The sequence below is a fragment of the Paraburkholderia dioscoreae genome (assembly GCF_902459535.1).
Taxonomy (GTDB): Bacteria; Pseudomonadota; Gammaproteobacteria; order Burkholderiales; family Burkholderiaceae; genus Paraburkholderia; species Paraburkholderia dioscoreae.
This window is the reverse complement of record NZ_LR699553.1, coordinates 1,467,667-1,492,172: the sequence shown is the minus strand read 5'-3', so window position 1 is coordinate 1,492,172 and position 24,506 is coordinate 1,467,667. Positions and strand designations below refer to the sequence as shown.

Here is a 24,506-nt window from a genome sequence, read left to right as displayed (position 1 = left end):
CCATGAAACCCTCGGTCACTTACCTTCATTTGCTGAAGCACACGCCGTTCTTTACCCGCCTGACGACCGATCAACTGCGATGGGTGATCGCCCACTCGCATGAATGGGAAGCGCAAGCCGGTGCCGTCGTCGCCCAATGCACGCACGACACGACTACGGCTCGTGACCAGTCCATCTGGATTCTGCTGGACGGCGGCTGGCAAATCGAAACCGGACAACATGTGTTTGCGTCGGGCCACGCGAGCGCGGGCAAGTGGTTCAGCGCGGCGGCGGCGACCGGCACCTCGTGCCGCCTCGTCACCACCGAACACAGCTACGTGATGAAAATCGAACGCGCGGATTTCGACGCCATGCTCGCGCAAGGTTTTGCGTTCGGCCCGCATCTCGACGCCGGCCGCCGCTATTACAGCGAACTGTTCGCCGCCCCGGCCGAACTCGCGAAGTGAGGTCGAACCGGAGCGCGTGTATGCAGCGTGTCGCCGAACGCAAGCACGCGCTCACACCGCCTTCGGGTTGCGCTCCGCGAAGCCTTCCTGATGCCAGTACGGATAAGCGGGACGCACCGCGCTCGCCGCGTCGAGTTTGGCTACCTGCTCGGGCGTCAGATTCCAGCCCACCGCGCCGAGGTTCTGCCGCAACTGTTCCTCGTTGCGCGCCCCGATCAGCACCGTCGAGACGGTAGGCCGCTGCAGCAGCCAGTTCAGCGCGATCTGCGGTACGGTCTTGCCGGTTTCGGCCGCGATCTCGTCGATCGCATCCAGCACGCGGAACAGATACTCGTCCGGCACCGGCGGGGCCATGTCGACGGTTTTATGCAAGCGGCTCGAATCGGGCAACGGCTGACCTCGCTTGATCTTGCCGGTGAGACGCCCCCAGCCGAGCGGACTCCACACCACCGCGCCCACGCCCTGATCGACGCCTAGCGGCATCAACTCCCACTCGTAATCGCGGCCGACCAGCGAATAGTAGGTCTGATTGGCGACGTAGCGCGGATAGCCGTAGCGGTCCGCCACGTCCTGCGACTTCATCAGATGCCAGCCAGAGAAATTCGACACGCCGGTATAGCGGATCTTGCCGGCGCGCACCAGATCGTCGAGCGTCGACAGCACTTCGGCGACCGGCGTTCTGGCGTCGAAACCGTGCAACTGGAACAGGTCGATGTAATCGGTTTGCAAGCGCTTGAGCGCCGCGTCCACCGCCTGAATCAGATGGAAGCGCGACGAGCCGACGCTGTTCGGCCCGTCGTCGAAACGGAAGGTTGCCTTGGTCGAGATGATTGCCTTGTCGCGCTTGCCCTTGAGCGCTTCACCGAGCACCGACTCGGAGGCCCCGCTCGAATAGATGTCCGCGCTGTCGAACATGGTGACGCCCGCATCGAAGCAGATGTCGATCAGACGACGCGCCTCGGCGACGTCGGTCGCGCCCCACGCCTGGAAGAACTCGCCTTTGCCGCCGAACGTGCCCGTGCCGAAGCTCAGTACCGGCACCTTGAAACCGGATGCACCCAGATGTCTGTATTCCATTGATGTATCTCCGTGGCTGAACCGTCGATAAACGGACGTTCAGTCTACGCGCGTCCGCGTAAATTCGCCGGAGCGGGAACGGTATCTTTATCCGGGATGCGCGGCGTTCGCAGCCGATGCGCTCAACGCAGCCAGCGTATCACGCGCGGCCTGCATCACACTGTCCCAATCGCCCAACGCGGGCTGCCTGAACAGCCTCGCGCCCGGATACCACGGCGTATCGGTGCGCTCCAGCATCCAGCGCCAGCAGGTGTCGAAGCGGTTCAGAATCCACACCGGCCGGTCGAGTGCGCCGGCCAGATGGGCCGTGGATGTGTCCACGGAAATCACCAGGTCGAGGTTCGCCACCAGGGCCGCGGTGTCGGCGAAATCGTCCAGTTCTTCCGTGTAATCGACAATGCGGCCACCCCACTCGCCGCTTTTCAACTGCTGTGCAGCCGGTCCTTTCTGCAGGCTGAAGAACTGCACGTTGGGCACGTCGAGAATGGGCGCGAGCTGCTCGAAGGCGATCGAACGGCGCGCGTCGTTCTTGCGAAGTTCAGCGACATGCGGCCGGTTTCCGCCTGCCCACACGAGTCCGACTTTCAGGCGCGTGTCTGCTTGCGCGTGAATCCGGTCGCGCCATTGGCGAGCCGCTTCGGCGTGCGCGTAGAGATACGGCGTGGCCGAAGGAATGCTGTCGAGGTCTGTTTTGAATGCCAGCGGCAGACTCAGCAGCGGACAGTGGCAATCGAACGGCGGCAGCGCCTCGCCGGCTTCGATCAACTGGTCCACGCCGTCGAGCGTGGACATGAGGCGCATCAATTCGGGCGGCACTTCGAGCATGACCTTCGCACCGAGCTTCGACACCAGCGCGGCATAACGGCAAAACTGCAGCGTGTCGCCGAGGCCCTGCTCCGCGTGCAACAGAATCGTCTTGCCCCCGATCGAAAAATCCCCCAGCCAAAGAGGCTGTGCAAACACGCGCCGGCTTGCCTTGATCCGGCTGCGCTCCCAGCGCCACTCGTATTTCTGCCAGCCAGCTTCGAGCCGCCCCATTTGCAACAGACACAGCGACTCGTTCCAATGCGTCTCAGCCGCCGCGGGATTCGCGGCGAGTGCGCGCTCGTAACTCGAGAGCGCTTGCGCGTGCTGATTGAGATCGATCTGCGCGAGGCCGAGGTTATTCCAGGCGTCGGCAAATGCCGGGGCCAATTCGAGCGCGCGACGGTAGCTGCGTTCCGCTTCTTCCGGCTGGTTCAGGTCGCTGAATGCGTTGCCGCGATTGCTCCACGCGTCGGGATAAGCCGGCTGCAATGCGAGCGCGTGATCACAGCTGGCGAGCGCATCGGCGGGACGGCCGAGGTCGCGCAGCACACAGGCGCGGTTGTTCCAGGCCTGCGCAAAATCCGGCGTCAGCGCAATCGCGCGATCGAAACTGGCGAGCGCGTCGAGCGGCCGGTTCAGGCCGGCTTGCGCGTTGCCGCGATTGTTCAGTGCGTCGGGAAATTTGGGCTGCAAGGCCAGTGCGCGCTCCGCACTCGCGAGTGCTTCGTCGAAACGCTGCAACGCGTTCAATGCATAGGCGAGATTCGAATGGATCGGCGCCTGTTTCGCGTTGACGGCAAGCGCCTTTCTGAGTAATTCGACGCCTTCCTGCAAGCGGCCCGCTTGCAGCGCCAGCGCACCCAGCAATTGCAGCGCGTCGAAATGACGAGGTTTGAGTTCGAGAATCTCGCGATAGAGTTCCTCGGCCTCGGCAAATGCGCCGTTCTGCTGAAGCCCGACGGCTTGCCGAAGCATATGGTCCAACTGTTGCGGCAGATTGACAGGCTTGCTCATGCGGACAGCTTCGATCGAATGCACGTGAAGATCATGGGAGCTTTCGGAGCGCGCGCCACGCAGCATCATGCGCGCAGCGGACCCGAAAGAGCGAAGCCGATTATCGCCGAAAACTGCGCACTGGAACTGACACGCGTTCACGCAGCAGCGTGACGCGTGTCAAAGTGCTTGCTGTCTACTGCCTGCTGCTTATTGCGCCGCGCTGGATAGATGCTTGCGCCTGGCGAGATCCTGCGCCATCGCGTAGTGCTCCTGGATAGTCGGCAGCGCCTTCTTTGCCGCGTCCTTCAACTGCTCGTCGCGGCCCGAAGCGATTTCCGCCTGGAATGCCGACAGTGCTTTCTGTTCGCCGGCGAGCGCGACCTGTTCGATATAGGCCTTGTCGAAGTCGGCGCCGCGCAGGTTGTTGATGCTCGCGATCACGGCTGCGTCGGGGTCGTTTTTCGGCACATCGACACCGCGCGGGCTCGCCGCGCGCAGCGCGTCGGAGATTTTCGCGTTATCGGCCGACACGCGTTCGGCGAACGCCTTGACGTCGCGGTCGGTCGAGCGCGAGGTGGCGAGGCGTGCGGCGTCGCGCTGCGTCGCGACGGCTTTGGTGCCGTCCGCGATGAATGTCTGGTCGGCGGCATGCAGACGGCCGGCGTCCGCAGCGGGCGCCGCGGGAGCGGTTTGAGCGCTGGCCGCGGTGGCGACGACGAGCAGACCAGCCGCGCAGGCACTGGTGATGGTGGCGAGAGGCAAGCGGATCATACGTTCTCCTTGAGGTGGAAGCGAAACGACGGCAAATGCGTGTGCGCCTCGGGCGGCGTGCTGACCGCACGGACACCTCGCGGTCAGCTTGCGAGCCCCTGACTGCGCCACGCTTTAATCGCTGTGCATTCTAGGAGGCGCGCTGTGCACCATGTGATACGACGCTGTCGCTTCTGTAACCGCAGGTAACCTTCATATGAATGGCCTGCCAGGTCTGCATCGCGGCGGCCCCGTTCGGGCGACCTCATGCCTCGCCTATCGGCTGCGTGTTAACCAGAGCATGCAAGGAAAAGAGCGTGGAATCGTTGAACTTTCCGCCGATCGCGCCGATAACTGAAAGGTAGGGCGCGCGCCAGGATCGAACATAGCGATTGCATGGCGCACCACACGCACCGCAATTCTGGAGAGATTCAATGGCCGTAGAAAACCGCGCGAGCGATGAACGCAGCAACCTGACGAGTTCCAACAAATTCGAGCTGTTGCTGTACCGGCTGGGCTCCGTACCCGGCAGCGACGCGCATGAGTTGTACGGCATCAACGTCTTCAAGGTGCGTGAGATCTCGACGATGCCGACCGTCACGCCGATCGCCGGTTCGTCGCCGTTCGTGATGGGCGCGGTGGACATTCGCGGGCAGATCATCCCTGTGATCGACCTGCCGCGACTGATGGGCTGCGAGCCCACACGCGGTCTGAACATCCTGCTGGTGACGGAATTCGCGCGCTCGACGCAGGCGTTCGCGGTCGAGGAAGTCGACGATATCGTACGGCTGGAGTGGAACCAGGTGTTGTCCGCCGAGGGCGCGGCAGGCGGCAATCTCGTCACGAGTATCGCGCGGATCGACGGCAATACGGGCGACTCGCGGCTCGCTCAGGTAATCGATGTGGAGCAGGTGTTGCGTGATGTGTTTCCGTCACAGCATCCGAGTGTCGATCCTGCTTCCGTTGGGGCGGCGTTGGGCATTCGGCATGGGGCGAAGATTCTTGCTGCCGATGATTCCGGGTTTGCCCGTAAGTTGATCGAGCAGGCTTTGAGTGCTATTGGGGCTGACTTCGTCATGACCAAGACCGGGGAAGAAGCCTGGAATACCTTGCAGCAGGTTGCGCGCGAGGCTCAGTCCAATGGGACGCGGGTGAAGGATAGTATTGCGCTTGTTCTCACCGATCTCGAGATGCCCGAGATGGACGGGTTCATGCTGACCCGGCAGATCAAGGCGGACGAACGTACTCGTGATATTCCGGTCATCATTCATTCTTCTCTGACCGGGGCGGCCAACGAGGCGCATGTGAAGAACGCTGGGGCTAATGGGTATGTGGCCAAGTTTGCCGCTGCTGAGTTGGCCGACGCCATTCGGAATGCTCTGGGGGTTTTGCCTTTGAGTGAGGTGGTTGCTTGAGGGTTCGTTTGTCCGGGTTGTCTGGCAGCATCCGCAGCGAAACACCCGGGCAGAAACCGAAGAATATCCGCCGCGATTCAGCACGCGTGCGGCGGTTCTCATGCCGTATCGAGCGCGTCGTGAAGATGCTCGACAAGGTAATCGATCAACGCCCTCACCTTCGGCGGCAAGAAACGGTTCGGCGGATAAAGCAGCCACACCGACCCCACGTAAGCGCGCGCTTCGAGATTCCAGTCCGGTAGAACCTGTACGAGTTCGCCGCCTGGCAACCACTCCGCGGCGGCAAATTCCGGCACGCACGCAATACCGAAGTCCTGCAACGCGGCTTCGAGTCGCGCACCGGCGTGATTCGCAATGTAGCGCCCCTTCACGTCGACGCTCTGTGTCTCGGTGCCGCGGCGAAAGCGCCAGCGGTTGTCGTCGGCCGTCTCGCCGAGATAGATACACGCGTGTTTCAGCAGATCGCGCGGCTGCGCCGGCGTACCGCGCTCGCGCAAATACGCCGGCGACGCCACCAGCAGCCAACGCACCGCGCCCAGCCGGCGCCCCGCGAGACCCTGCGGCGGATGCTCGGTCAGGCGGATCACCAGATCGATATCGTCGGCAAGCGGATCGACATCGCGATCGGTGAAAAGCAGTTGCAGGTCAACCTCGTCGTAAGCGCGCAGGAAGCCGGGGATGAGCGGATGAATCACGGACTTCGCGAACTGGGTCGGCGCGCTTACGCTGACCTTGCCTTGGGGTTTGCCAGCCAGTTGTCCCGCCGCATCGACCGCACCCGACGCGGCGCTCACCATGTCGCGGCAGAATCGCGCCACTTGTGCGCCGGACTCCGTGACTCGCACCGTGCGCGTGGAACGTTCGAGCAAACGCGTTGCGAGCGCGTCTTCGAGCCGCTTGATCTGGCGGCTGACCGTGGATGGCGTGCTGCCGAGTTGCCGCGCGGCCACCGAGAAATTACCCGCATCGACGACGCGTGCAAATACCGCCATGTCCGGCAGCAAGGCGAAAAGCTCCGTTGGGGTCATCGTCGGATTCCGTGAGTGCGACCAGTCTATTAATGCATTTGTGACACAAACGCTATGCACCACGACCCGATTATCACGCGTCACGCAAAGTTCGACAATACGGGCTCTTTCAATCGAGGTCTACCATGTCGAAACAGGAACGCCTGCTCATGCTTTCCGATCTGATGCTGCTCGCCGTCGCCGTGGTGTGGGGCACCAGTTACGGCGTGGTCAAGAGCGCGCTAGTGTTTTATCCGGTGCTGGGCCTGCTTGCGCTGCGCTTCGGCATCACTTTCGTGATTCTGTCGCCGGCTCTGCGCCATCTGCGCGCCGCCGACGCCCGCACGCTACGCGGCGTGCTGATCGCCGGCGCGCTGCTTCTGGGCATCTTTCTGTGCGAAACCTTCGGCATCCTGATGACCCGTGCGGCCAACGCCGCCTTTTTGATCAGCCTATGCGTGGTGCTCACGCCGCTTGTCGAATGGTTGCTGCTCAGGCGCAAGCCGAGTCGTGTCGAATGGCTGGCGGTGGCACTTTCCCTGCTGGGCGCGTGGCTGCTCGCGGGCGACGGCGCACTGAGCTTCAACCCGGGCGATGCGCTGATTCTGCTGGCCGCGCTGTTGCGCGCATTGACGGTGTGCGTAACCAAACGCGTCATGCGCGACTCTGCCCTGCCGCCCTTGTCGGTAACAGCGGTTCAGTCGGGTGTGGTGGCATTCGGCAGCGCCGCGGCCGCCTGGTTGTTCGTGCCGCAGCAGTGGCAGCCGTTGCCCTCGCTTGCCGGACATGCTGTGTTCTGGAGTTACGTCGGCTATCTCGTGATTGCATGCACGCTGTTCGCGTTCTTTGCGCAGAACTTCGCGATCAAGCGCAGCAGCCCGACACGCGTCTCGCTGCTGATGGGCAGCGAACCGGCGTTCGGAGCGTTGTTTGCCTGCCTCTGGCTAGGTGAGCGAATTTCGGCAACCGCGTGGGTCGGCGGAGCATTGATCGTCGCGGCATCGGTTCTGGCGACAGTGCGATGGAGCGCACTGCGCGTGAGTGCCGCGCGGGCCTGAGCAACGGCCTGCGCCAAAACACAGATGCGTCGATCAGCGCGACGCCACGCTGCCGCGCTCGCTCACCACTTCGCCTCGCTGAAACGGTCAGATGCAGTTTCGCGGCGGCTTTGGTGAAACTCGCATGCCGTATGGCCGATTCGAATGCGACCAGGCATTGGAGCGGAGGCAACGGGGCAATGCGCATGATGAGAGGAGCCGAGTGAAGGTGCCGCCATCATGGATGGGTGAAGCCGACGTCAGATCATCCGCGCGTGGGAGGCGCGCAAGCCGCTAAAGGTTGGGAATATGTCCGCGCGCCGGGTGCAACCGGTCAATGGCTCGGCGCCAGTTCCTCTTCGCGCTCCAGTGAGCGCGTGCGAGCGAGTTCCGGAAAAAAACGCATCCATAGCAAAGCGACGGCAATGGTCGCCACGCCGCCTACCAGGACAGCCGGCTGTGCGCCCCACCACCCCGCCGTCACGCCGGATTCGAATTCGCCCAATTGATTCGACGTCCCGATGAAAAGCGAATTGACCGCGCTGACGCGTCCCAGCATGTCGTCCGGCGTACGCAACTGCACGAGCGACAGGCGCACGACGACACTGATGGTGTCCGAGGCGCCCAGCACCATGAGCGCGACGAGTGACACGAGGAATTGATGCGACAGCCCGAACACCACAGTGGCCGCGCCGAACGCGATTACGCCGCCGAACATCGCCGCGCCGGGGCGGTTGCGCAACGGGAAATGCGCGAGCCAGATGGTGCCCGCGAGCGCGCCGATGGCCGTGCCCGAACGCAGCAGCCCGAGGCCGAGCGGCCCCGTGTGCAGGATGTCGCGCGCGAAGACCGGTAACAGCGCGGTCGCGCCGCCGAACAGCACGGCGAACAGATCGAGCGACAGTGCGCCGAGAATGACCGGCTCCTTGCGAATGAAGGCGATGCCCGAGAATACCGACTCGAGCGTGACGGGCGCGCGGTTCGCCGGCTTCGCCCGCAGTGGGATGCTCCACACGGCCGTGGCGGCGGCGGCGAACGACAACGTGCAGGCGAGATAAGCCGCGCCGGGGCCGATGCCGTAGAGCAGACCGCCCAGTGCCGGGCCCGCGATCTGCGCGGTCTGATTCGCTGATGTGGCCCACGCCGTGGCTTTGGGCAACTGCCCCCGCGGCACGACGCCCGGCAGCAGTGAAGCCACCGCGGGCGACTCGAATGCTCGCGCCGCGCCGACGCACGCGGCCAGCACATAGATGACCGGCGCGCTGATCCAGCCACCGAAAGTGCCGCAGGCGAACAGCAATGCAGCAACGCTTTCGAGGCTCTGGCAGATGGCCGCGATTCGCCGGCGGTCATAACGGTCGGCAACATGGCCGACCACGAGCGTCAGCACGAACATCGGTAGAAATTGCGCGAGGCCGACGAGGCCCAGTGCGAAGGCGCTGTGTGTGAGCGCGTAGATGTGCCAGCCCATTGCCACAGCGAGCATCTGGAACGACAGCGACGAGAGGATGCGGGTACACCAGAAACGTTGAAATGCGGGCTGTTTCGGCAGACTAACGGATGAAGAGTCGGACGGGTCGGCGGGTTCTGGAGGCATGGCGTTCTTGCTTTTGACTAGGCTGGCTTGGGCGGCAGCTAGTTTAGAGCAAGATGATCCGCCTTGCTCTACGATCCCGCGCAGCGCGTCTTGCCGCGATTACCCGACGGGGTCGATCGCGGTGATTCTGCAGCAGTGCGAATGCGTTGCCGCGCAACGGTACGCCGTTTTCAGGCAAGCACCGCTGGGCGCGCCCGGGCGAACCGGGATTCGACCAGCCGATAAGAGAGCCCCCCGAGCGCCGCCGTCATCACGACGCCAGTCAGCACTGCGACCAGATAGGCAAGCCTGACGTCCGTGAAGTTACTTTGCGCGGCCAGCACAACGGCCGGATAAAAGGGCAAGTGCCAGATATACAGGCTATAACTTGCGCGTCCCGTCGAAGCAAGCGGCTTGGATTCCAGCGCACGCACGATCACCGAGCGCGGAGAGGAATGGATGACCCGGTAGATCATCAACGCGAGCGAAATGGCCAGAAGCGTATAACCAAACGTCTGAAGCCATGCCAGGGTCTTGAATGGCACGTCTGAAAGCGCCAAGGCAATCCAGATCGATATGAAAAGCGCCGCGCCGAGCATGCCGGCCGCTGCCGACTGCCTTGAACCAATGCGGGCAGGCACGAGTGCCAGCAGGCAACCTACCGCAATCGAGTCGATCCGGCAAAGCGTGAATGTATAGATGCCGTTGTCGGAAATCCCGGCAAAATGGCATATCAGTCGGAAGGCGATGGCGATCAGCAGCAGCGCCACGGCCGGGCGAAAGTATGAGCGGCAACGGGCGACGAGAAGCGGGAAGACGAGATAGAAATGCCATTCCACCGCCAGCGTCCAGAAATGCGCCATCGAGAAATACTGATCGGCAAGTGCGACCCGATCACCCAGCAGCGACTGCAGGCTGGCCGTGAATGTCCATAGCAGATACTCGTTTCTCAGTACTTTGCTATGCGGATCACCCAGTAGCGCGACAAGTGTGAATATCAGCAGACTTGCGACATAGGCCGGCAGCAATCTGATTGCGCGGCGCCGAATGAATGTCGAGTATGACGCGAGCGAATCGACCGGCCTCTTCAACAGCGTTGTTGTGATCAGAAAACCCGAGATCACGAAAAATACGTCGACGCCTATCCAGCCGGTCGAAGCAATACGCACTACACCGCTCCAGGTGCCGCCCAACCCTGCCAGGCGGCTGGAAAAATAGCTCGTGTAATGAAACAGAACGACCAGCATCATCGAAATGGCTCGGAGTCCATCGAGGCCGGCTACGTAGCGCAAAGAGCTTGCGTCTCGGATGCTGTGTGTTTCCATCCGCGCATTTTACAGATTACGGAAACATTCCGGGTCGTCACGATAATAGATAACCGTAATCGAGTTGCAATGAAGGAGGGCGACGGAGGTCCGCTGCCGGGATCGCGCTATGACAGCACACGTCCCATGCGCCGGACGACACGCTGCAATAGAGAAGGCGCGGCGCGCCCCTCAGGCAACGGCACAGCGGGATTCGCGGGTGGCGGCAGAGACATGGCTGCCGCTTCCACGCGTGCCCAGGTGGCGGCAGCGAATTCCACATCGGCGCACTGCCGTATGTGAACCTGAAACTCGAGTTCGTTTCTGGCGGTGTCGAAAAAGTTAGCGCATGACATGCTCAGCAATCCGTTTTCAACGAGTTGCCGGCAAATCCTTGCAAACGTGACCGGCGTGAATACCCAGACGTGCACGTCGTGATAGTTGCCGTTTGCAAATGCGTCCCGGGCGGAAGCAATCGCATCCGCGAACGTATGCGCCGGCCGCCCATCCGAACGTATGCCGGCCCAAATCTCTCCTGCGCTGACGTCGTATCGCACGTTCACAATATGGTCGATGATGGCCTGCGGCTGCGGAATGCGCGCCCGCACGACATGGGCGCTCAGTACGTCGCTGATGCGCGAATCTTCCCGCATCAGATCGAAGGTGAAACGCTTATCGGGCACTGCGAGCCGCAACTGGCCGCCCGGTTTGAGTATTGCACCGACCTCGGCAAGCCAGCCGACGAGATCGGGAACATGCTCGACCACATGAGAGGCGATCACATAATCGACCAATTTGCCGCCAAGCGCTTCGGATAACGATTGCTGGCCCCATACGGCATCGACGTCCACGAGCGCGTCGATATCGACATTCGGATCGTGTTTATATTTTTCGCGCAGAACTTCTGTACTGGCGTGGTCGATGTAGTAAACCGTACCCTCCGAGCGCGTCACCACGGGTCGGCAAAGCGCACCGATTTCCGCACCGATTGCACTCGACAGATTCAGTCCAGACAGCAGTTTGACCTTGCGATCCATGCCGCGCCCTCCGGCTGAAGTTTCCGCTGAAGTGTACAGCATCGAAAATCGGCCGGACGGTGCGTTGCACAATGCCGGTCAGGTCACCGTATCTGAATCGACGCTTCTCTCATCGCGACCATGCCGCCGGTCTTCCATCCGGTCCCGGCATTCGAAGCTCGCCACGAACTGCTCGAAACTCCGTACCGGAAGCGGCTTGCAGAAAAGAAACCCCTGATAGGCATGGCATCCTGCTACCGCAAGAAAGTCTCTTTGCGCCTCGGTCTCGACGCCCTCGGCGATGACGCCAAGATCGAAACTGCGGGCAAGCGCCACAATGGTTCTCGCAATGTCAGCATCGTTGGGGTCTTCCAGGATGTCGCGCACGAAGGAACGGTCGATTTTCAGCTGGTCCAATGGCAACCGTTTCAGGTAGGACAGCGAGGAGTATCCAATCCCGAAGTCATCCAGAGAGAACGTCACGCCTCGAGCTCGAAGAGCGCCCATCTTTTCGATAATATCCTCGACGTTTTCAACGAGAACGCTCTCGGTCAGTTCCAGCTTCAGCCGGTCCGCCCTCGCCCCTTTCCGGTTGATCACGTCCAGCACGCTCTCCACGAAGTCCGGCTCACGGAATTGCCGGGCGCTGACGTTCACTGCGATCGACAGATGCGCCATCTGCGGCTGCGTTGCCCACAGCGCGAGCTGCGCACATGCGGACTCCAATACCATTCGCCCTATTTCGAGAATGAGGCCCGTTTCCTCCGCAAGCGGAATGAACTCCGCCGGAGGTATCAGGCCGCACACGGGATGCTCCCAACGCACGAGTGCCTCGGCGCCGGTTATATGATCGCCGTCGACGACTTGCGCCTGATAATGCAGAACGAAGCGGTTCTCCTCGATCGCATTGCACAAGCCCACCTCGAGCTCGGCTCGCTTCAGCACCGTCGTTTGCATGGCGGGATCGAAGAAGCACATGGCATTGCGGCCACGCTCCTTGGACTTATACATGGCGAGATCGGCCTGTTTGAACAGCTCGTCCGTGGAGGTCTGCTCTGCGTCGAAGACGGTGACGCCGATGCTGGCGGTACTGCGAAACTGAACGCCATTGAGCTCGTAGGCGCGGCCCAGCACGGCGAGGATTTTCTCGCCCACGGCCTCGGTCTCCGCGGTCGCGGCCGCCTTGTTCAGACTCAGATTGCCCAGCACGACCACGAACTCGTCACCGCCCACCCGCGCGACTGTGTCTCCCTTGCTGACACTACTGGACAGCCGATACGCGACGTGTCGCAGCAGCAGATCGCCTTTGTCGTGGCCGAGCGTATCGTTCAACGTCTTGAAGTGATCGAGATCGATGAACATGAGCGCGCCGCAGACGTTGTTCTCGCGGCTGGCCGCCATCGACTCCCTCAGCCGGTCCAGAAGAAGTGCGCGATTGGGCAGGCGGGTCAGCGTGTCGTAGAAGGCCAGTTCCCGGATCTTCTCTTCCGACTTCTTACGCTCGGTGATATCGCGCCCGCTCGTACGAAAGCCGACGAAGTCTCCCCTCGCATTGCTGATCGGCACCCACGAGAGCGAGAGCCACAGCAGCGAACCATCCTTGCGCACGCAACGAAACTCGAGATCGTCGCCGCGAAAGCCCTGAAGCCCTTTCTGAAATTCAGGCGCAACGCGCTCTACGTCATCCGGATGGATCAGCGTGCGTGCGAAGTTCGGCATGGCCATGCATTCGGCGACCGTGTAGCCCGTGTAATGTTCGACGGACGGATTGATCCAGCGCGGTTTCCCGTCCGGTCCCCACCAGATCTCCAGGTTCACCGTGCAATCGGCGATCGCGCGAAATTTCTCTTCGCTCTCGCGCAACTCCCGTGTCATTTCCGAAGCCAGACGGATGGCGCGCTCCCGCCCTGTCACCATCAGCCAGGTCAGAAGAGCCAGCAGCAGACTCAGCCCGATTCCAGCGCCTGCAATCAACGACTCCGCGTTGCTGCCCAGCCGGGAACGGAATTCGTCGGAGGCATCCATCGACAGCGTCCAGTCGCGCCCGTCCACGACCAGGTATTCGTTTGCGGACATCAACGCGGGCGCATGCCGCCTGTTCGCAGCCGGGGTGCGGTATAGAAGCGCCGCGTCCGATGCCGCTACGCCATCGTAAATGGCCAGCGAGACGCCCGCGGGCTGTTCGCCGTAGAGGCTCGCCATCACGTCGTGCATACGGAACGATGCATAGACCCAACCGGTAATGTGGGCCCGCCGCTGCAGGACGTTCTCCTGCGTTTCACCCGACGCATAGATCGGCAGGTACATGATGAAGCCCGGCCGGCGCTCCGAATCCGCATCGATCAAAAGGTGCACCGTTCCCGAAAGTGCCGCCATGCCGGAGTCGCGGGCTCGCTCCATTGCGGCGCGCCGCACCGGATCGCTCCAGGTGTCGAAGCCGGGCGAACTCTGCGTGAGGCCGACATAAGGCTCGCGCTGAACGAGCGGCGCATAGTCCTCACGCTGCCCTTCGGGCTGGATCGTATAGCCGGGAATGCCTTCCTCGCGCATTCTCGCCATGTGACTCGCCTTATACGCCGCCGGTACCCATTCGACGATACCGACGGCGTGGATCCCGGAGAAGTTCGCGTCGAGATTGAGCGCGCCGACATAGCGCCGGAACCTGTCGCGGTCGATCGTACCGTTCGCGGCAAACAGACTCTGCACGCCGCGCAGCATGAGCTCGTAGCTCGCCATGCGCTGTTCGATGCGGCTGACCGCATCGCCCAGGGTGTAATCAAACTGGGTGCGCAATTCTTTGCTGGTGGCTTGCCGCTCGTGATTCCATACCGTCCACGTCACGCAAAGCGACGCGGTTAACACGAGCAGCGGCAGCAGGACGGAGCGCACCCGGGTCACGGCGACGCCTTGAAGTTCACCATCGCATCGGCCAGCTCCGGCCTGAAGTATTTTTCGAAGATGCGGCGCACAGTCCCGTCAGCGCGCATTTCGTCCACCAGCGCCTGCCACTTCTTCCGTTCGGCCTCCGGGAGTGCTTTCTTTGACATGATCAGTCCGTGCGGCACGGAGGGATCGTTGAACTCGATGATCGTGGTCACGTCGCGTATCTTTTTCTCTTCCAGCGCGGGATAGTCGAACGGTTCGATAATCATGCCCTGGATATGCCGCAGAATGAGCGCCTGATAGAGGGGTTCGAGTCCGCCTGCCTGGCTTATCCGGTTTTCCGCCGTCAGTTTGTCGACCAGTTGATTGGCGGAATCGCTATAGCGAAAACTGCGGATTACCCCGAGTTGGGCGTGATCGTCCTGCTCGAACTCCGCGACGTCGTGGATGCCTGCGTCTTTGCGCACGAGCAGATAGTATTTGTTGCTGAAGTACCATGCGAACGAAGCATATTGGTTGCGTTCGTCATTCGCAATTCCGGAAAGGCTGAAATCGAGCGCACCCGACTCGATCAGCTTCCAGATACGTGCACGCGACATGAGGCTCAGCTTGATCTGGCAACCGCTGCGCCGGATCAACTCATCCGCGAAGTCCTTGTCGATGCCGCTATCGGTATCGAGCGAATAGAGCAGCCCGTGGTCGTGTAATCCGAGCGTAAACGGCCGGGAACAATCGGGGCCGGCCGCAAAGACGTTGCTCACGCAACATATCATCAATAACACACCGCCAAGCCAGTTTCGAATCACAGCGCCTCCGTAGCGGAATGTCTCATCATTGAATGCTTATCCGTGACGACCATGACCCGGCGGCAAGGCCATACCGCCACTTCCCCGAAAATCCGGGCCTGGTCGGGCATTTTAGGATGCTTTTCCGAGGCAATGCGTAGTTGATCCGCAACGAACGCCCAAATCCGCCTTCACAAAACCTCTGCACGCACTATCGGCAGCGCATTGTCGTTCTTTAGGACGCGCCGTAGCTTTTCCCGCGGGCGAATTCCCGTGTCGAGCGACAGCGGTCACAAAACTTCGACAGTAAGTTTGCACGATACCGGGCTGCATGATGGCCGACAAAGGGCCCAAAAAAGCAAAAAAGCCGTAATCGTTTCAACTTACGGGGTTTTAGTCCGGTTTCTGGCGAAGAGAGGGGGACTACGTTGCGTGTGCCGAATACCGCGAATTTCCATCCCCTCCGTTCCCAGCAAGGACTTCCCTGGATTTTCGTCGCTGGGCGCCACGGGCGACAACCTCGGCTCTGCCGGCTCCGCCCCGGCTACCGAATCCAATCCTGCTATTGCGGGCTTCGCGTCGGCCAACTCGCAGCAAACCATTTCCGTCGCGACTGACCTGTTCGAAGCCCGGCGCCAGATAATTCCTTCCCGCGCAATATGCATATCGAAAATGGTTTGTTGAGTCCAACCGGGCAACGGGAAACAATCACCGACTGACCATTGGGCTTCCAGACCGGGCCACGCTTTCCGACACGGGTGCTTCGTTTGACGCATGTCAGGCCTCTATCCGCGGGTATATCGCGGCGCGGTCGAATTCCCAATCACGCTTCAGGTAGCAATGCATGCGCGGGCGCTGGTTGCCGATGCGCAAGGGCTGCTTTGCGACGCGGCCACCCGTGCATTGGATTCCGACACCACCACCGTCATCCCGGTCTGCCAGATCTCCCACCCACCTTCAGGGCCATCATGACTCAAGCCACTCGCCAGTTCAGCCTCGGCGCATTTCTGATGCAGACCGGCCATCACATCGCCGGTTGGCGTCATCCCGATGCACAAGCGGACGCGGGCAGCAACTTTCGCCACTATGTGGCGTTGGCGCGCCTCGCCGAAGCGGCCAAGTTCGACGCCGTGTTTCTCGCCGATTCGTCCGGTGTGAGAAGCACGCATCCCGGCTCGCTCGCGCGCACGGCCCGGAGCGAATTCTTCGAGCCGCTTACGTTACTCTCGGCGCTGGCGGCCGTCACCGAGCGCATCGGTCTGATCGCGACGGTTTCCACCTCGTTCCACGAACCCTATAACGTGGCACGCAAGTTCGCGTCGCTGGACCAGATTTCGGGGGGACGGGCAGGCTGGAATCTCGTGACATCGAGCAGTTCCACGGAAGCCCGCAACTTCAACCGCGACGATTTGCCGGAGCACGCGAAGCGTTACGAACGTGCCGCTGAATTCCACGATGTCGTGCTGGGCCTGTGGGATTCGTGGGAGGAAGACAGCTTTCCACGCGACAAGGCGAGCGGCATCTACCTGAATACGGACAAGCTGCATGTGCTCGATCATCGCGGCGAGCATTTCCAGGTGCGCGGACCGCTGAACGTCAACCGTTCGCCGCAGGGGCGTCCGGTGATCGTGCAGGCGGGTGCCTCCGAGGACGGCCGCGCGCTGGCAGCCCGCACCGCGGAAGTCATCTTCGTCGCGCACCAGACGTTCGACGAAGCCCAGGCCTTCTATGCAGACATCAAGGGCCGTTTGCCCGCTTTCGGCCGGCATCCGGACGACGTGAAGATCATGCCCGGCATCTTCCCGGTAGTAGGCCGCACGCAGGAAGAAGCTGACGAAAAATTCGAGCAGTTGCAGTCGCTCGTGGATCCCGTGGTTGGCGTAGCGTTGCTGTCGACCGTGATAGGCGGCATCGATCTGTCGAATCACGACGTGGATGGCCCCATTCCCGAGCTTCCCGAAACCAATGGCCCCAAAAGCCGCCAGCATCTGCTGGTGGAACTGGCGCGTCGTGACAAGCTGACGATCCGGCAGCTGTATCTGCGTATTGCCGGCGCGCGTGGCCATCAGCAGGTGGTCGGCACGCCGCAAACGATCGCCGACCAGTTGCAGCAGTGGTTCGAAGAAGGCGGTGCCGATGGCTTCAACATCATGGCGCCCTGGTTCCCGGGAGGCCTCGCCGAATTCATCGATCAGGTCCTGCCCGAGCTTCGCCGGCGCGGCCTTTTCCGCACCGAATATGAAGGGCGCACGCTGCGCGAGCACCTTGGGCTGAAACGTCCCACCCGTGCTGGCTCCGCCCGTTGATACACGCACACGCACTTCGACACGTTATTTTCCCTCAAAGAGTGACCGACCATGACCCATGCCGTGCCCGCGACCATCGCCTCATCGGATAGCGATGCCCCTTTCGAGCCCCACTCCGCCTGGGGCGCCGCGCCCAGCGACCGTTATGAGGAACTCGCCAGCCGCTTCCGGCCACTATTCGCGCGCATCCGTGCCAGCGCGGTCGAGCGCGACCGATTGCATCAACTGCCGCACGAGGAAATCCGCTGGTTGCGCGAAGCGGGCTTCATCCGCCTGCGTTTGTCGCGCGATCAGGGCGGCGTGGACGCTACCTTGCCCGAACTGATTGCGCTGCTGATCGAGCTGGGCGCAGCGGACACCAACGTGGTCAACGCCGTGCGGGCGCACCTGGGGTTCGTCGAGGATGTACTGACCGCGCCTGAAAAAGATTGGCGCGCGCGCTGGCTCGGCCTGCTGGCGGAGGGCGCATTGATCGGCGCAGCGCTGTCCGAAGCGGGCAGCGCCAGGGTCGGCACCTTTGCCACCCATCTGGCGAGGACCCCGAATGGCCTGCGCCTGAACGGCAAGAAGTTCTACACCACCGGCTCACTGTTCGCGGACTGGATCGCCGTGGCCGCACAGGATGGTGAGGAGACGGTGTACCTGCAGGTGCCGCGTCATGCGCAGGGTGTCGAAGTAGTGGACGACTGGGATGGCTTCGGCCAGGCGCTCACCGCCAGCGGCACCGCGATCTTCACGGACGTCGCGGTGGAGCCCGAATGGGTCCGCCCGACTTCCTCGCGTTTTCCGTATGCGGTGCCGTTCTATCAGCTGGTCCACCTGGCGTCGCTGGCCGGTATCGGGCGCGCCCTCGCGGACGACGTTGCGCAGCGCGTGCACCATCGCGACCGTGTGTACAGTCACGGCAACGCGGCGCGCGTGGCCGACGATCCGCAAATCCTTCAGGTAGTCGGACGTCTGCACGCGGCGGCCTATGCCGCCAATGCCGTGGTGCTGCAAGCGTCGAAAGCATTGCAGCGCAGCTACGAGGCTCACCAGGATCCGATTGCGAGCGAAGCACGACGTGAGCATGCCAACACCGAGGCCCATGTGGAAGTGGATCAGTCCGTCTCGGTCGTGACCCGGCTGGTGCTCGACGCGAGTACCGATCTGTTCGACGCGCTGGGCGCATCGGCCACGCTGCGCACGGAAGGTCTCGACCGCTACTGGCGTAACGCGCGCACGATTTCGTCGCACAATCCGCGCGTTTATCGCGAACGCCAGGTCGGCGCATTTGCAGTCAACGGCACTCTGCCGCCGAGTTTTTATCGGGTGGGCAAAGCCTGAGTCGTTCGGCAAGAGTCATCAACCTTCCGGGATCGAACGATCGCGGAAGGACGCTTGTTCATGCATTGGCGATCATGCGTGAGATATGCACCGGCGCCGCTTGCCGGTTTGCGCTTCGAAGCGGGTCCGGTCCACCAATCAGGGAGTGACGCGGAGCAAACGACTCGCGGTGAATGCATCCCGGCAACGTGGCACGTCGATCCGCTGCATGCCACCGCTGGCGTGATTCAGGCATGGTTCGAAAATAACGGGCACTGAAGCGCGGGGCAACCAGACAAAGCTCATAGGGTTACGAGCAAGCTTCTGTTCATCAGCGCCCCGCCCGGTTCGAGCGAGCGCTTCACGCGACGCACCGACGGCGACGCCGCCATCAACTCGCGGGTATAGGCATGTTGCGGCGATTCGAAAACACGTTCCGCCTCCCCTGCTTCCACAACCCGCCCGTCCTTGAAGACCAGTACCCGGTCCGCGACATGACGCACGACGTCGAGGTCGTGCGAAATGAACAGCAAGGACATGGCGAGTCGCGCCTGCAAAGCGGCCAGCAGATCCAGCACCTGAGCCTGCACACAAACGTCGAGCGCCGATACAGGCTCGTCGCACACGATCAACGCCGGCTCCGGAGCGATCGCCCGGGCAATGGCCACACGCTGACGTTGACCTCCTGACAATGTTGCAGGCCGCCGGCCGAGATACCCGGCATCGAGTCCGACCTGTTCAAGCAATTCGACACTGCGATCGATCACCGCGCGCCTGGACAGGTCCACAGAGAACAGCCCCTCTTGCAGCAACTGTTGCACGGTATGTCGCGGATCGAACGAACTGAGCGGGTCTTGCGGAATGTATTGAAGACGCGGCCGCAATGCGCGGCGCGATGCTTCCTTGAGCTTCGCGCCGTTCCAGCGCGTACCGAGAAAATCCACCGCGCCTGCGGATGGCGTGACGAGTCCGAGCACAATGTTGGCACACGTGCTTTTGCCGGAACCCGACTCGCCGACGATCCCCACCACTTCACCTCGGTGCACGCTGAACGATACATCGTCGAGTGCGGTGAACATATCGTTGCCTGCTGCTCCGCGCCTTGCATAGCGCTTGCCGATCGCATCGACCTTCAACACGATCTCGTCCGATGGCGCCGGCCGGGCCGGCAGTGGTTCGCGCAGAATCGTCAGTTCGCCACTTTCGCCGAGTGCCTGCGGATCGGGCACCATCCGCGCCGACCCGAGTTGATGGCCACGCGAGAGCGCGGAGGGCTGCGCAGCGAGCAACTGCCGCGTGTAAGGATGAGAAGGATTGTTCAGCACGCTTCCGGTGGGACCGCTATCGACCACTTCGCCCTGGTACATCACCAATACACGGTCTGCGATATCCGCGACCACTGCGAGATCGTGAGATATCAGCAGCACGCCCACACCCTCGCGCAAACGGGCTGCCAATACCGCGAGAATCTGTGCCTGAACGGTCACGTCGAGCGCCGTGGTCGGTTCGTCGGCAATCAGAAGCGAGGGCCCCGCTGCAATCGCCGACGCAATCAACGCACGTTGGCGCAATCCGCCCGACAGTTCATGCGCGTATTGACGGACACGCCGCTCGGGCTCGGGAATGCCGACATCGCTCATGACAGCCCGCACCCGCGCCGAGCGCTCAGCGTGACAACGCAGTCCGGCGTGCAACGCGACCGCCTCGCCGATCTCGGCCCCCACGGTGCGCAGCGGATCGAGCGACACGAGCGCATCCTGCATGACGAGTCCCGCGAACGCACCACGCAGCGCTCGCCAGTCGTGCTCGCGAAAGTCGAGCGCAGGCAGGCCGTTGACATCGAACCGGTGCGCATCGATCCGCGCGCCCTGGCCGGCGAGACCGATCAGACTGCGTGCAGTCAGGCTTTTGCCCGAACCGGATTCACCCACCAGCGCGACGCATTCGCCGGCGCGTATCGATAGATCGACGCCGCGTACGAGCGGCTTCCCCTGGTTGGCGTGCGGGAAACTGATGCTCAGCCCGCGGATATCGACGAGCGATTGCGGCTGCGCCAATGACGGATCTGTTTTCATCGGGTGCGCACTCCATAGACACGAGCCAGGAATTTGCCGATCAGCGAAAACGCCATCACCGTCAGCGTGATCGCCATGCCCGGGAACACGCTCGGCCACCACGCGACACGCAACACGTCGCGTCCTTCGGCGAGCATCACGCCCCACTCGGGCGTCGGCGGTTGCGGTCCCAGCCCCAGAAAGCTCAGTGCGGATACTGCGATGATCGCGCTGCCGATGTCGATGGTCGCGATCACCGGCACGGCCGCGAGCACGTTAGGCAGGATGTGACGCACGAACACGCGGGCTCGCGACATGCCGAACGTCACGGCATGGGTCACGTAATCGGCACGTCTCACGCCAAGGGTCTGTGAGCGCAACACGCGCCCGAACTTCGGAATCCCCGCGATGCCGACCGCGACCGCCATGTTCACGATCCCCTGGCCAAGAAACGTGACCACGAACAGCGACAGCAGAACCGGTGGAAACGCCGACAACACGTCGAACACACGCGACGCGCCTTCATCGACCGCACGTCGGCCAAGCCCGGCCGTCACGCCGAGCACGAGCCCCACCAACAGGCTCACGATCATGCTCGACAGCCCGATCAGCAGCGAATATCGGGCGCCGTAGATCACCCGCGAGAACACGTCGCGACCGATTCTGTCCGTGCCGAACCAGTGCGTAGCGTCCGGCGGCTGCATGGCATGCGCCACATCGCTGACCAGCGGGTCGTAAGGCGTCACGACGCGCGGAAAAGCCATAGAAAAAGCAAGCACCGCGAGGAACGCTGCGGCGAGCAGCACCGGCACGGGAACCCGCGACGCCCAACCAGGGCGCGCAATCGGTGAAACCGGAGAAAGCGGCAGATCACTCATGAATTGCGCAGCCTGGGATCGATGAAGAGATAGGCGACATCGAGCAGCGTCGACATGACCACATGGACGAATGCCGCCAGCAACACGACGGCCAGAACCACCGGCACGTCCTGCGACGTGACCGCTGCCAGCGTCACACTGCCGATGCCGGGGCGGCCGAACATCTTCTCCGTAATCACCGCCCCGCCAAGCAGGCCGCCGATCAGCCAGCCGCCAAGAGTGACGACCGGCAGCAACGCGTGGCGCAATACATGCCGCACACGCAGGGCCGCCTCGGAAACACCACGCGCCCGCACGGTCATCACGAAGGGTTTGTCGAGGGTCGTCTCCAACGCTTCGCGCATCACCTGCGACAGAACCCCGGCCGTGGGCAACGCGAGCGTCACCGCCGGCAGCACGAGCGCGCGCCAGCCCGCCGCGCCGGAGACCGGGAACAAACGCCAGTGAAACGAAAACGCGATCAGCAACAACATCCCGAGCCAGAATACGGGCGTGGACGTAAAGGCGAGTTCGAGCGTCGAGGCAATGCGGCTCGCCCATGCGCCGGCGCCTCCGCTGAATCCCGCAGTCGAGGTGGCAACCACCAGCGCCAGCACAATGGCGAGCACGCCGGCCGCGGCCGCGAGCTGCACAGTCGGCCAGAGCTGGCTGCCGAGCACGGCCAGCACCGGTTGCTGCATCACGAACGAGATCCCCAGATCGCCATGCGCGAGGCGCAGCAGGAATCGTCCGTACTGCCACGGCAGGCTGTGGTCGAGTCCCCACTGCGCGGCAATCGACTCGCGCAGCCCCGGATACGAAAGGTCGCCGGCCAGCACGTCCTCGATACGCCCCGGCAGTGCGTGAATCGCGACGAACGCCGCGCTGGCGGCAAGCCACAACACGAGCAGACCGGTCAACAGCCGTGTGACGATCTTCCTGACCACGTCAGCCTCCCTGTTTGTCGACCCAGATGTCGTACGAACTGGCCGGACCGTCGAGCTCCGGCTCGAAGCCGATGCCATGCACGGACGACTTCGCCGCGAGATGATAGGCCGGCGCGAACAGCGGCACGATAAAGGCCTGATCGACGGCGCGTTTCTGAACGTCGGCGAGCAACTGGCGACGCGCATCGCCGACCGGCAGCAGGCGCGCACGGTTTATCGCGTCTGTGATCGTCGGGTCCGGATTCCTGATCGCGTTGTACAGAAAACCCTGGTCGCCGAGCATGTCCCACAGTTCCATCGCGACGTCGGACGGATTGTCGGTGTTGGGGTAGATCGTCCAGTTGCCGGTCGCCTTCTCGTTCGCGAAATCGCCCGCCGTGTTGATGCGCAAGCCGAGATCGAGGCCGATGTTCTGACGCAACGCCGACTGGATAGCGCGAATCAGCACGTCGCGGCTGTCGCGCACATACGGCTGCGGATAGCCGATCTCAATCGACAGACGCTTGCCGTCTTTGGTGCGGAAACCTTCGCTATCGCGTTGAGTCCAGCCCGCTTCGTCCAGCAGCTTGTTCGCCGCGGCCACGTTGTTGCCCCATGAACCCTTGAGCGCGGCGTTGTAGTCCGCATTGTCCGGACCGATGTTCGACCATGCGCGCTGCACGGTCCCGAGATAGACGCTCTTCACGATCGCATCGAGATCGAAGCCGTCGCGCAGCGCGCGCCGCACGCGGACATCACTGGCCGGGGCGACGGTGTAGTTGATGTTCAGCGTGAAAGACGTGGTCGCCGAAGGGCCCGTGAGGTACTGGAAACCGTCGACCTTGTCGAACACACTCGCATCGGTCGGCTGAACGCCTTCGATCAGATCGACCTGGCCGGAACTCAACGCACCGGTGCGCACCGCCGCTTCGGGGAGGAAACGGTAAGTCACCCGGTCGAGATACGCGGCGCCCTGGTGTTGTGCATTGCCGGGTGCCCACCTGTAGTCGGCATTGCGCGCGAAGACGGCCGCCTGACCACGCTGATAGGCGCTGAATACGAACGGGCCCGTTCCCACCACACCCGGTCCTCCTCCGCACAGATCATGATTCCCGGCCAGCGCTTTCGGCGAAATGAAACCCAGTTTGACGCTGGACAGCGATTCGAGCGTGGTCGAATCGGGTTGCTTCATGACGAGACGCACGACGTAGGGCGACACGACTTCAGCGCGGTCATAGTGAACCAGCAGGGACGCCGAGGCCGACGTGGTGCTGACATTGTTCAGGATGTAGTCGAAATTGGCCTTCACGGCGGCGGCATTGAACGGCGTGCCGTCGGTGAAGTGAACGTCGTCGCGCAAATTGAAGGTGTAGCTCTTGCCGTCGTCGGCAACGCTCCACGACTTCGCGAGCCACGGTGCGTAGGTACCGTCGGTCTTCTTGCTGATCAGCGAGTCGATGTAATTGCGCTCCACCCAGAAGGCATTCTGTTGCGACGAGCGATGCGGGTCGAAACAGGCGGGCTCGGTGGTGACACCCCACGTGAGCGTTCCACCGGAGACCGGCTTCGCTGCCTGCGCCGACAGACCGGTTTGTGCTGAATCGGATTTGCCGCAACCGCTCAGTATGGAAACAAAGGCAACGGCCGCGAGTCCGGCCAGAGATAAATGAACGGCTTTCATTTAACGGACCACTCTGGTTGGCGCGGCTCGATAGGCCCATACGCCGACGCGTTGCGTCGACGTCCCTGCGGTTCGGTTCTGTCTTTCGTGAGACAGGCTCAAGCACTCATTGCGTTGTGCGGCGGTCGCTGCATGCACGGTCATAGGTATGGCATCCTGAAGAAGGAACCTGTGAGCATACGTTTGAACGCTGTCGTGCAACAACCAAGCAAATTTGCTTTGGATATCTCGACCGGTACGAGAAGAATTTCATGATGTGCACGAAAAACGCACCATCA

The 24,506-nt window shown here is 62.4% G+C and carries 18 protein-coding genes and 1 pseudogene; 5 read left to right on the top strand and 14 right to left on the bottom strand.

Annotated features, from left to right (window positions below):
- Positions 1-2: 2 nt before the first annotated feature.
- Positions 3-446, top strand: a complete 444-nt coding sequence (locus PDMSB3_RS06715; RefSeq protein ID WP_232064128.1) for a cyclic nucleotide-binding domain-containing protein — start codon at positions 3-5, stop codon at positions 444-446.
- 51 nt (positions 447-497) lie between these two features.
- On the opposite strand, the gene PDMSB3_RS06710 is transcribed toward PDMSB3_RS06715, so the two are convergent.
- The 3 genes from PDMSB3_RS06710 to PDMSB3_RS06700 all read right to left on the bottom strand — a co-directional run bounded on the left by PDMSB3_RS06710 (position 498) and on the right by PDMSB3_RS06700 (position 4,097).
- Positions 498-1,523: an aldo/keto reductase gene (locus tag PDMSB3_RS06710; protein WP_007182488.1), complete on the bottom strand. Its 1,026-nt coding sequence runs from the start codon at positions 1,521-1,523 to the stop codon at positions 498-500.
- A gap of 87 nt (positions 1,524-1,610) precedes the next feature.
- Entirely contained in the window at positions 1,611-3,344 is a 1,734-nt protein-coding gene (locus tag PDMSB3_RS06705; RefSeq protein WP_165185476.1) for a tetratricopeptide repeat protein, read from the bottom strand.
- Between the two features lie 189 nt (positions 3,345-3,533).
- Positions 3,534-4,097: a DUF4142 domain-containing protein gene (locus tag PDMSB3_RS06700; RefSeq protein ID WP_007182490.1), complete on the bottom strand. Its 564-nt coding sequence runs from the start codon at positions 4,095-4,097 to the stop codon at positions 3,534-3,536.
- 413 nt (positions 4,098-4,510) lie between these two features.
- Between PDMSB3_RS06700 and PDMSB3_RS06695 the strand changes: the two genes are divergently transcribed.
- The gene (locus tag PDMSB3_RS06695; RefSeq protein WP_007182491.1) at positions 4,511-5,491 is read left to right on the top strand and encodes a chemotaxis protein; all 981 of its coding nucleotides are present in this window, start codon (positions 4,511-4,513) and stop codon (positions 5,489-5,491) included.
- Between the two features lie 98 nt (positions 5,492-5,589).
- On the opposite strand, the gene PDMSB3_RS06690 is transcribed toward PDMSB3_RS06695, so the two are convergent.
- Entirely contained in the window at positions 5,590-6,519 is a 930-nt protein-coding gene (locus PDMSB3_RS06690) for a LysR family transcriptional regulator (protein ID WP_007182492.1), read from the bottom strand.
- 125 nt (positions 6,520-6,644) lie between these two features.
- Here PDMSB3_RS06690 and PDMSB3_RS06685 point away from each other — a divergent pair, with 125 nt between their 5' ends.
- Entirely contained in the window at positions 6,645-7,556 is a 912-nt protein-coding gene (locus PDMSB3_RS06685; protein WP_007182493.1) for a DMT family transporter, read from the top strand.
- 76 nt (positions 7,557-7,632) lie between these two features.
- Here PDMSB3_RS06685 and PDMSB3_RS37785 read toward each other — a convergent pair.
- The 6 genes and pseudogenes from PDMSB3_RS37785 to PDMSB3_RS06655 form a co-directional block, all read right to left on the bottom strand.
- Positions 7,633-7,743 (bottom strand): annotated as a pseudogene (locus PDMSB3_RS37785) (LysR substrate-binding domain-containing protein); the annotation flags it as partial.
- 126 nt (positions 7,744-7,869) lie between these two features.
- Entirely contained in the window at positions 7,870-9,132 is a 1,263-nt protein-coding gene (locus PDMSB3_RS06675) for an MFS transporter (RefSeq protein ID WP_007182494.1), read from the bottom strand.
- A gap of 170 nt (positions 9,133-9,302) precedes the next feature.
- Positions 9,303-10,436 (bottom strand): acyltransferase family protein, encoded by a 1,134-nt coding sequence (locus tag PDMSB3_RS06670; RefSeq protein WP_165185473.1) that lies wholly within the window; start codon positions 10,434-10,436, stop codon positions 9,303-9,305.
- Between the two features lie 107 nt (positions 10,437-10,543).
- The gene (locus PDMSB3_RS06665) at positions 10,544-11,452 is read right to left on the bottom strand and encodes a methyltransferase (protein ID WP_007182496.1); all 909 of its coding nucleotides are present in this window, start codon (positions 11,450-11,452) and stop codon (positions 10,544-10,546) included.
- A gap of 78 nt (positions 11,453-11,530) precedes the next feature.
- Complete coding sequence (locus PDMSB3_RS06660) at positions 11,531-14,329, bottom strand: bifunctional diguanylate cyclase/phosphodiesterase (protein WP_007182497.1); 2,799 nt, start codon at positions 14,327-14,329, stop codon at positions 11,531-11,533.
- Positions 14,326-15,087, bottom strand: coding sequence for a substrate-binding periplasmic protein (locus PDMSB3_RS06655; RefSeq protein ID WP_405044849.1), 762 nt, complete (start codon positions 15,085-15,087; stop codon positions 14,326-14,328). Before PDMSB3_RS06655 ends, PDMSB3_RS06660 begins: the two co-directional genes overlap by 4 nt.
- A 980-nt stretch (positions 15,088-16,067) precedes the next feature.
- Here PDMSB3_RS06655 and PDMSB3_RS06650 point away from each other — a divergent pair.
- Both PDMSB3_RS06650 and PDMSB3_RS06645 read left to right on the top strand, forming a co-directional pair.
- Positions 16,068-17,405 carry an LLM class flavin-dependent oxidoreductase gene (locus tag PDMSB3_RS06650; protein WP_007182500.1) on the top strand — a complete coding sequence of 446 codons (1,338 nt, stop codon included), beginning with the start codon at positions 16,068-16,070 and terminating at the stop codon, positions 17,403-17,405.
- A 51-nt stretch (positions 17,406-17,456) separates the two neighbouring features.
- Positions 17,457-18,731 carry an acyl-CoA dehydrogenase family protein gene (locus PDMSB3_RS06645; RefSeq protein ID WP_007182501.1) on the top strand — a complete coding sequence of 425 codons (1,275 nt, stop codon included), beginning with the start codon at positions 17,457-17,459 and terminating at the stop codon, positions 18,729-18,731.
- A 281-nt stretch (positions 18,732-19,012) separates the two neighbouring features.
- On the opposite strand, the gene PDMSB3_RS06640 is transcribed toward PDMSB3_RS06645, so the two are convergent.
- From PDMSB3_RS06640 to PDMSB3_RS06625, 4 genes are read right to left on the bottom strand one after another with little or no spacing between them, the layout of a single operon-like run.
- Positions 19,013-20,785 carry a dipeptide ABC transporter ATP-binding protein gene (locus tag PDMSB3_RS06640; protein WP_007182503.1) on the bottom strand — a complete coding sequence of 591 codons (1,773 nt, stop codon included), beginning with the start codon at positions 20,783-20,785 and terminating at the stop codon, positions 19,013-19,015.
- Positions 20,782-21,642 carry an ABC transporter permease gene (locus PDMSB3_RS06635; protein ID WP_165185471.1) on the bottom strand — a complete coding sequence of 287 codons (861 nt, stop codon included), beginning with the start codon at positions 21,640-21,642 and terminating at the stop codon, positions 20,782-20,784. Before PDMSB3_RS06635 ends, PDMSB3_RS06640 begins: the two co-directional genes overlap by 4 nt.
- Positions 21,639-22,568 carry an ABC transporter permease gene (locus PDMSB3_RS06630; protein WP_007182505.1) on the bottom strand — a complete coding sequence of 310 codons (930 nt, stop codon included), beginning with the start codon at positions 22,566-22,568 and terminating at the stop codon, positions 21,639-21,641. The genes PDMSB3_RS06635 and PDMSB3_RS06630 overlap by 4 nt, the downstream gene beginning before the upstream one ends.
- Before the next feature lies 1 nt (position 22,569).
- On the bottom strand, positions 22,570-24,228 hold the full coding sequence (locus tag PDMSB3_RS06625; protein WP_165185468.1) for an ABC transporter substrate-binding protein: 1,659 nt from the start codon (positions 24,226-24,228) through the stop codon (positions 22,570-22,572).
- Positions 24,229-24,506 lie beyond the last annotated feature (278 nt).

What these genes read in the sequence shown, in the direction of transcription:
- PDMSB3_RS06710 (WP_007182488.1), bottom strand. Translation starts at nt 1,523, where the DNA reads ATGGAATACAGACATCTGGGTGCATCCGGTTTCAAGGTGCCGGTACTG.
- PDMSB3_RS06655 (WP_405044849.1), bottom strand. Translation starts at nt 15,087, where the DNA reads ATGATATGTTGCGTGAGCAACGTCTTTGCGGCCGGCCCCGATTGTTCC.
- PDMSB3_RS06640 (WP_007182503.1), bottom strand. Translation starts at nt 20,785, where the DNA reads ATGAAAACAGATCCGTCATTGGCGCAGCCGCAATCGCTCGTCGATATC.
- PDMSB3_RS06705 (WP_165185476.1), bottom strand. Translation starts at nt 3,344, where the DNA reads ATGAGCAAGCCTGTCAATCTGCCGCAACAGTTGGACCATATGCTTCGG.
- PDMSB3_RS06675 (WP_007182494.1), bottom strand. Translation starts at nt 9,132, where the DNA reads ATGCCTCCAGAACCCGCCGACCCGTCCGACTCTTCATCCGTTAGTCTG.
- PDMSB3_RS06625 (WP_165185468.1), bottom strand. Translation starts at nt 24,228, where the DNA reads ATGAAAGCCGTTCATTTATCTCTGGCCGGACTCGCGGCCGTTGCCTTT.
- PDMSB3_RS06690 (WP_007182492.1), bottom strand. Translation starts at nt 6,519, where the DNA reads ATGACCCCAACGGAGCTTTTCGCCTTGCTGCCGGACATGGCGGTATTT.
- PDMSB3_RS06685 (WP_007182493.1), top strand. Translation starts at nt 6,645, where the DNA reads ATGTCGAAACAGGAACGCCTGCTCATGCTTTCCGATCTGATGCTGCTC.
- PDMSB3_RS06670 (WP_165185473.1), bottom strand. Translation starts at nt 10,436, where the DNA reads ATGGAAACACACAGCATCCGAGACGCAAGCTCTTTGCGCTACGTAGCC.
- PDMSB3_RS06645 (WP_007182501.1), top strand. Translation starts at nt 17,457, where the DNA reads ATGACCCATGCCGTGCCCGCGACCATCGCCTCATCGGATAGCGATGCC.
- PDMSB3_RS06650 (WP_007182500.1), top strand. Translation starts at nt 16,068, where the DNA reads ATGACTCAAGCCACTCGCCAGTTCAGCCTCGGCGCATTTCTGATGCAG.
- PDMSB3_RS06715 (WP_232064128.1), top strand. Translation starts at nt 3, where the DNA reads ATGAAACCCTCGGTCACTTACCTTCATTTGCTGAAGCACACGCCGTTC.
- PDMSB3_RS06700 (WP_007182490.1), bottom strand. Translation starts at nt 4,097, where the DNA reads ATGATCCGCTTGCCTCTCGCCACCATCACCAGTGCCTGCGCGGCTGGT.
- PDMSB3_RS06665 (WP_007182496.1), bottom strand. Translation starts at nt 11,452, where the DNA reads ATGGATCGCAAGGTCAAACTGCTGTCTGGACTGAATCTGTCGAGTGCA.
- PDMSB3_RS06695 (WP_007182491.1), top strand. Translation starts at nt 4,511, where the DNA reads ATGGCCGTAGAAAACCGCGCGAGCGATGAACGCAGCAACCTGACGAGT.
- PDMSB3_RS06635 (WP_165185471.1), bottom strand. Translation starts at nt 21,642, where the DNA reads ATGAGTGATCTGCCGCTTTCTCCGGTTTCACCGATTGCGCGCCCTGGT.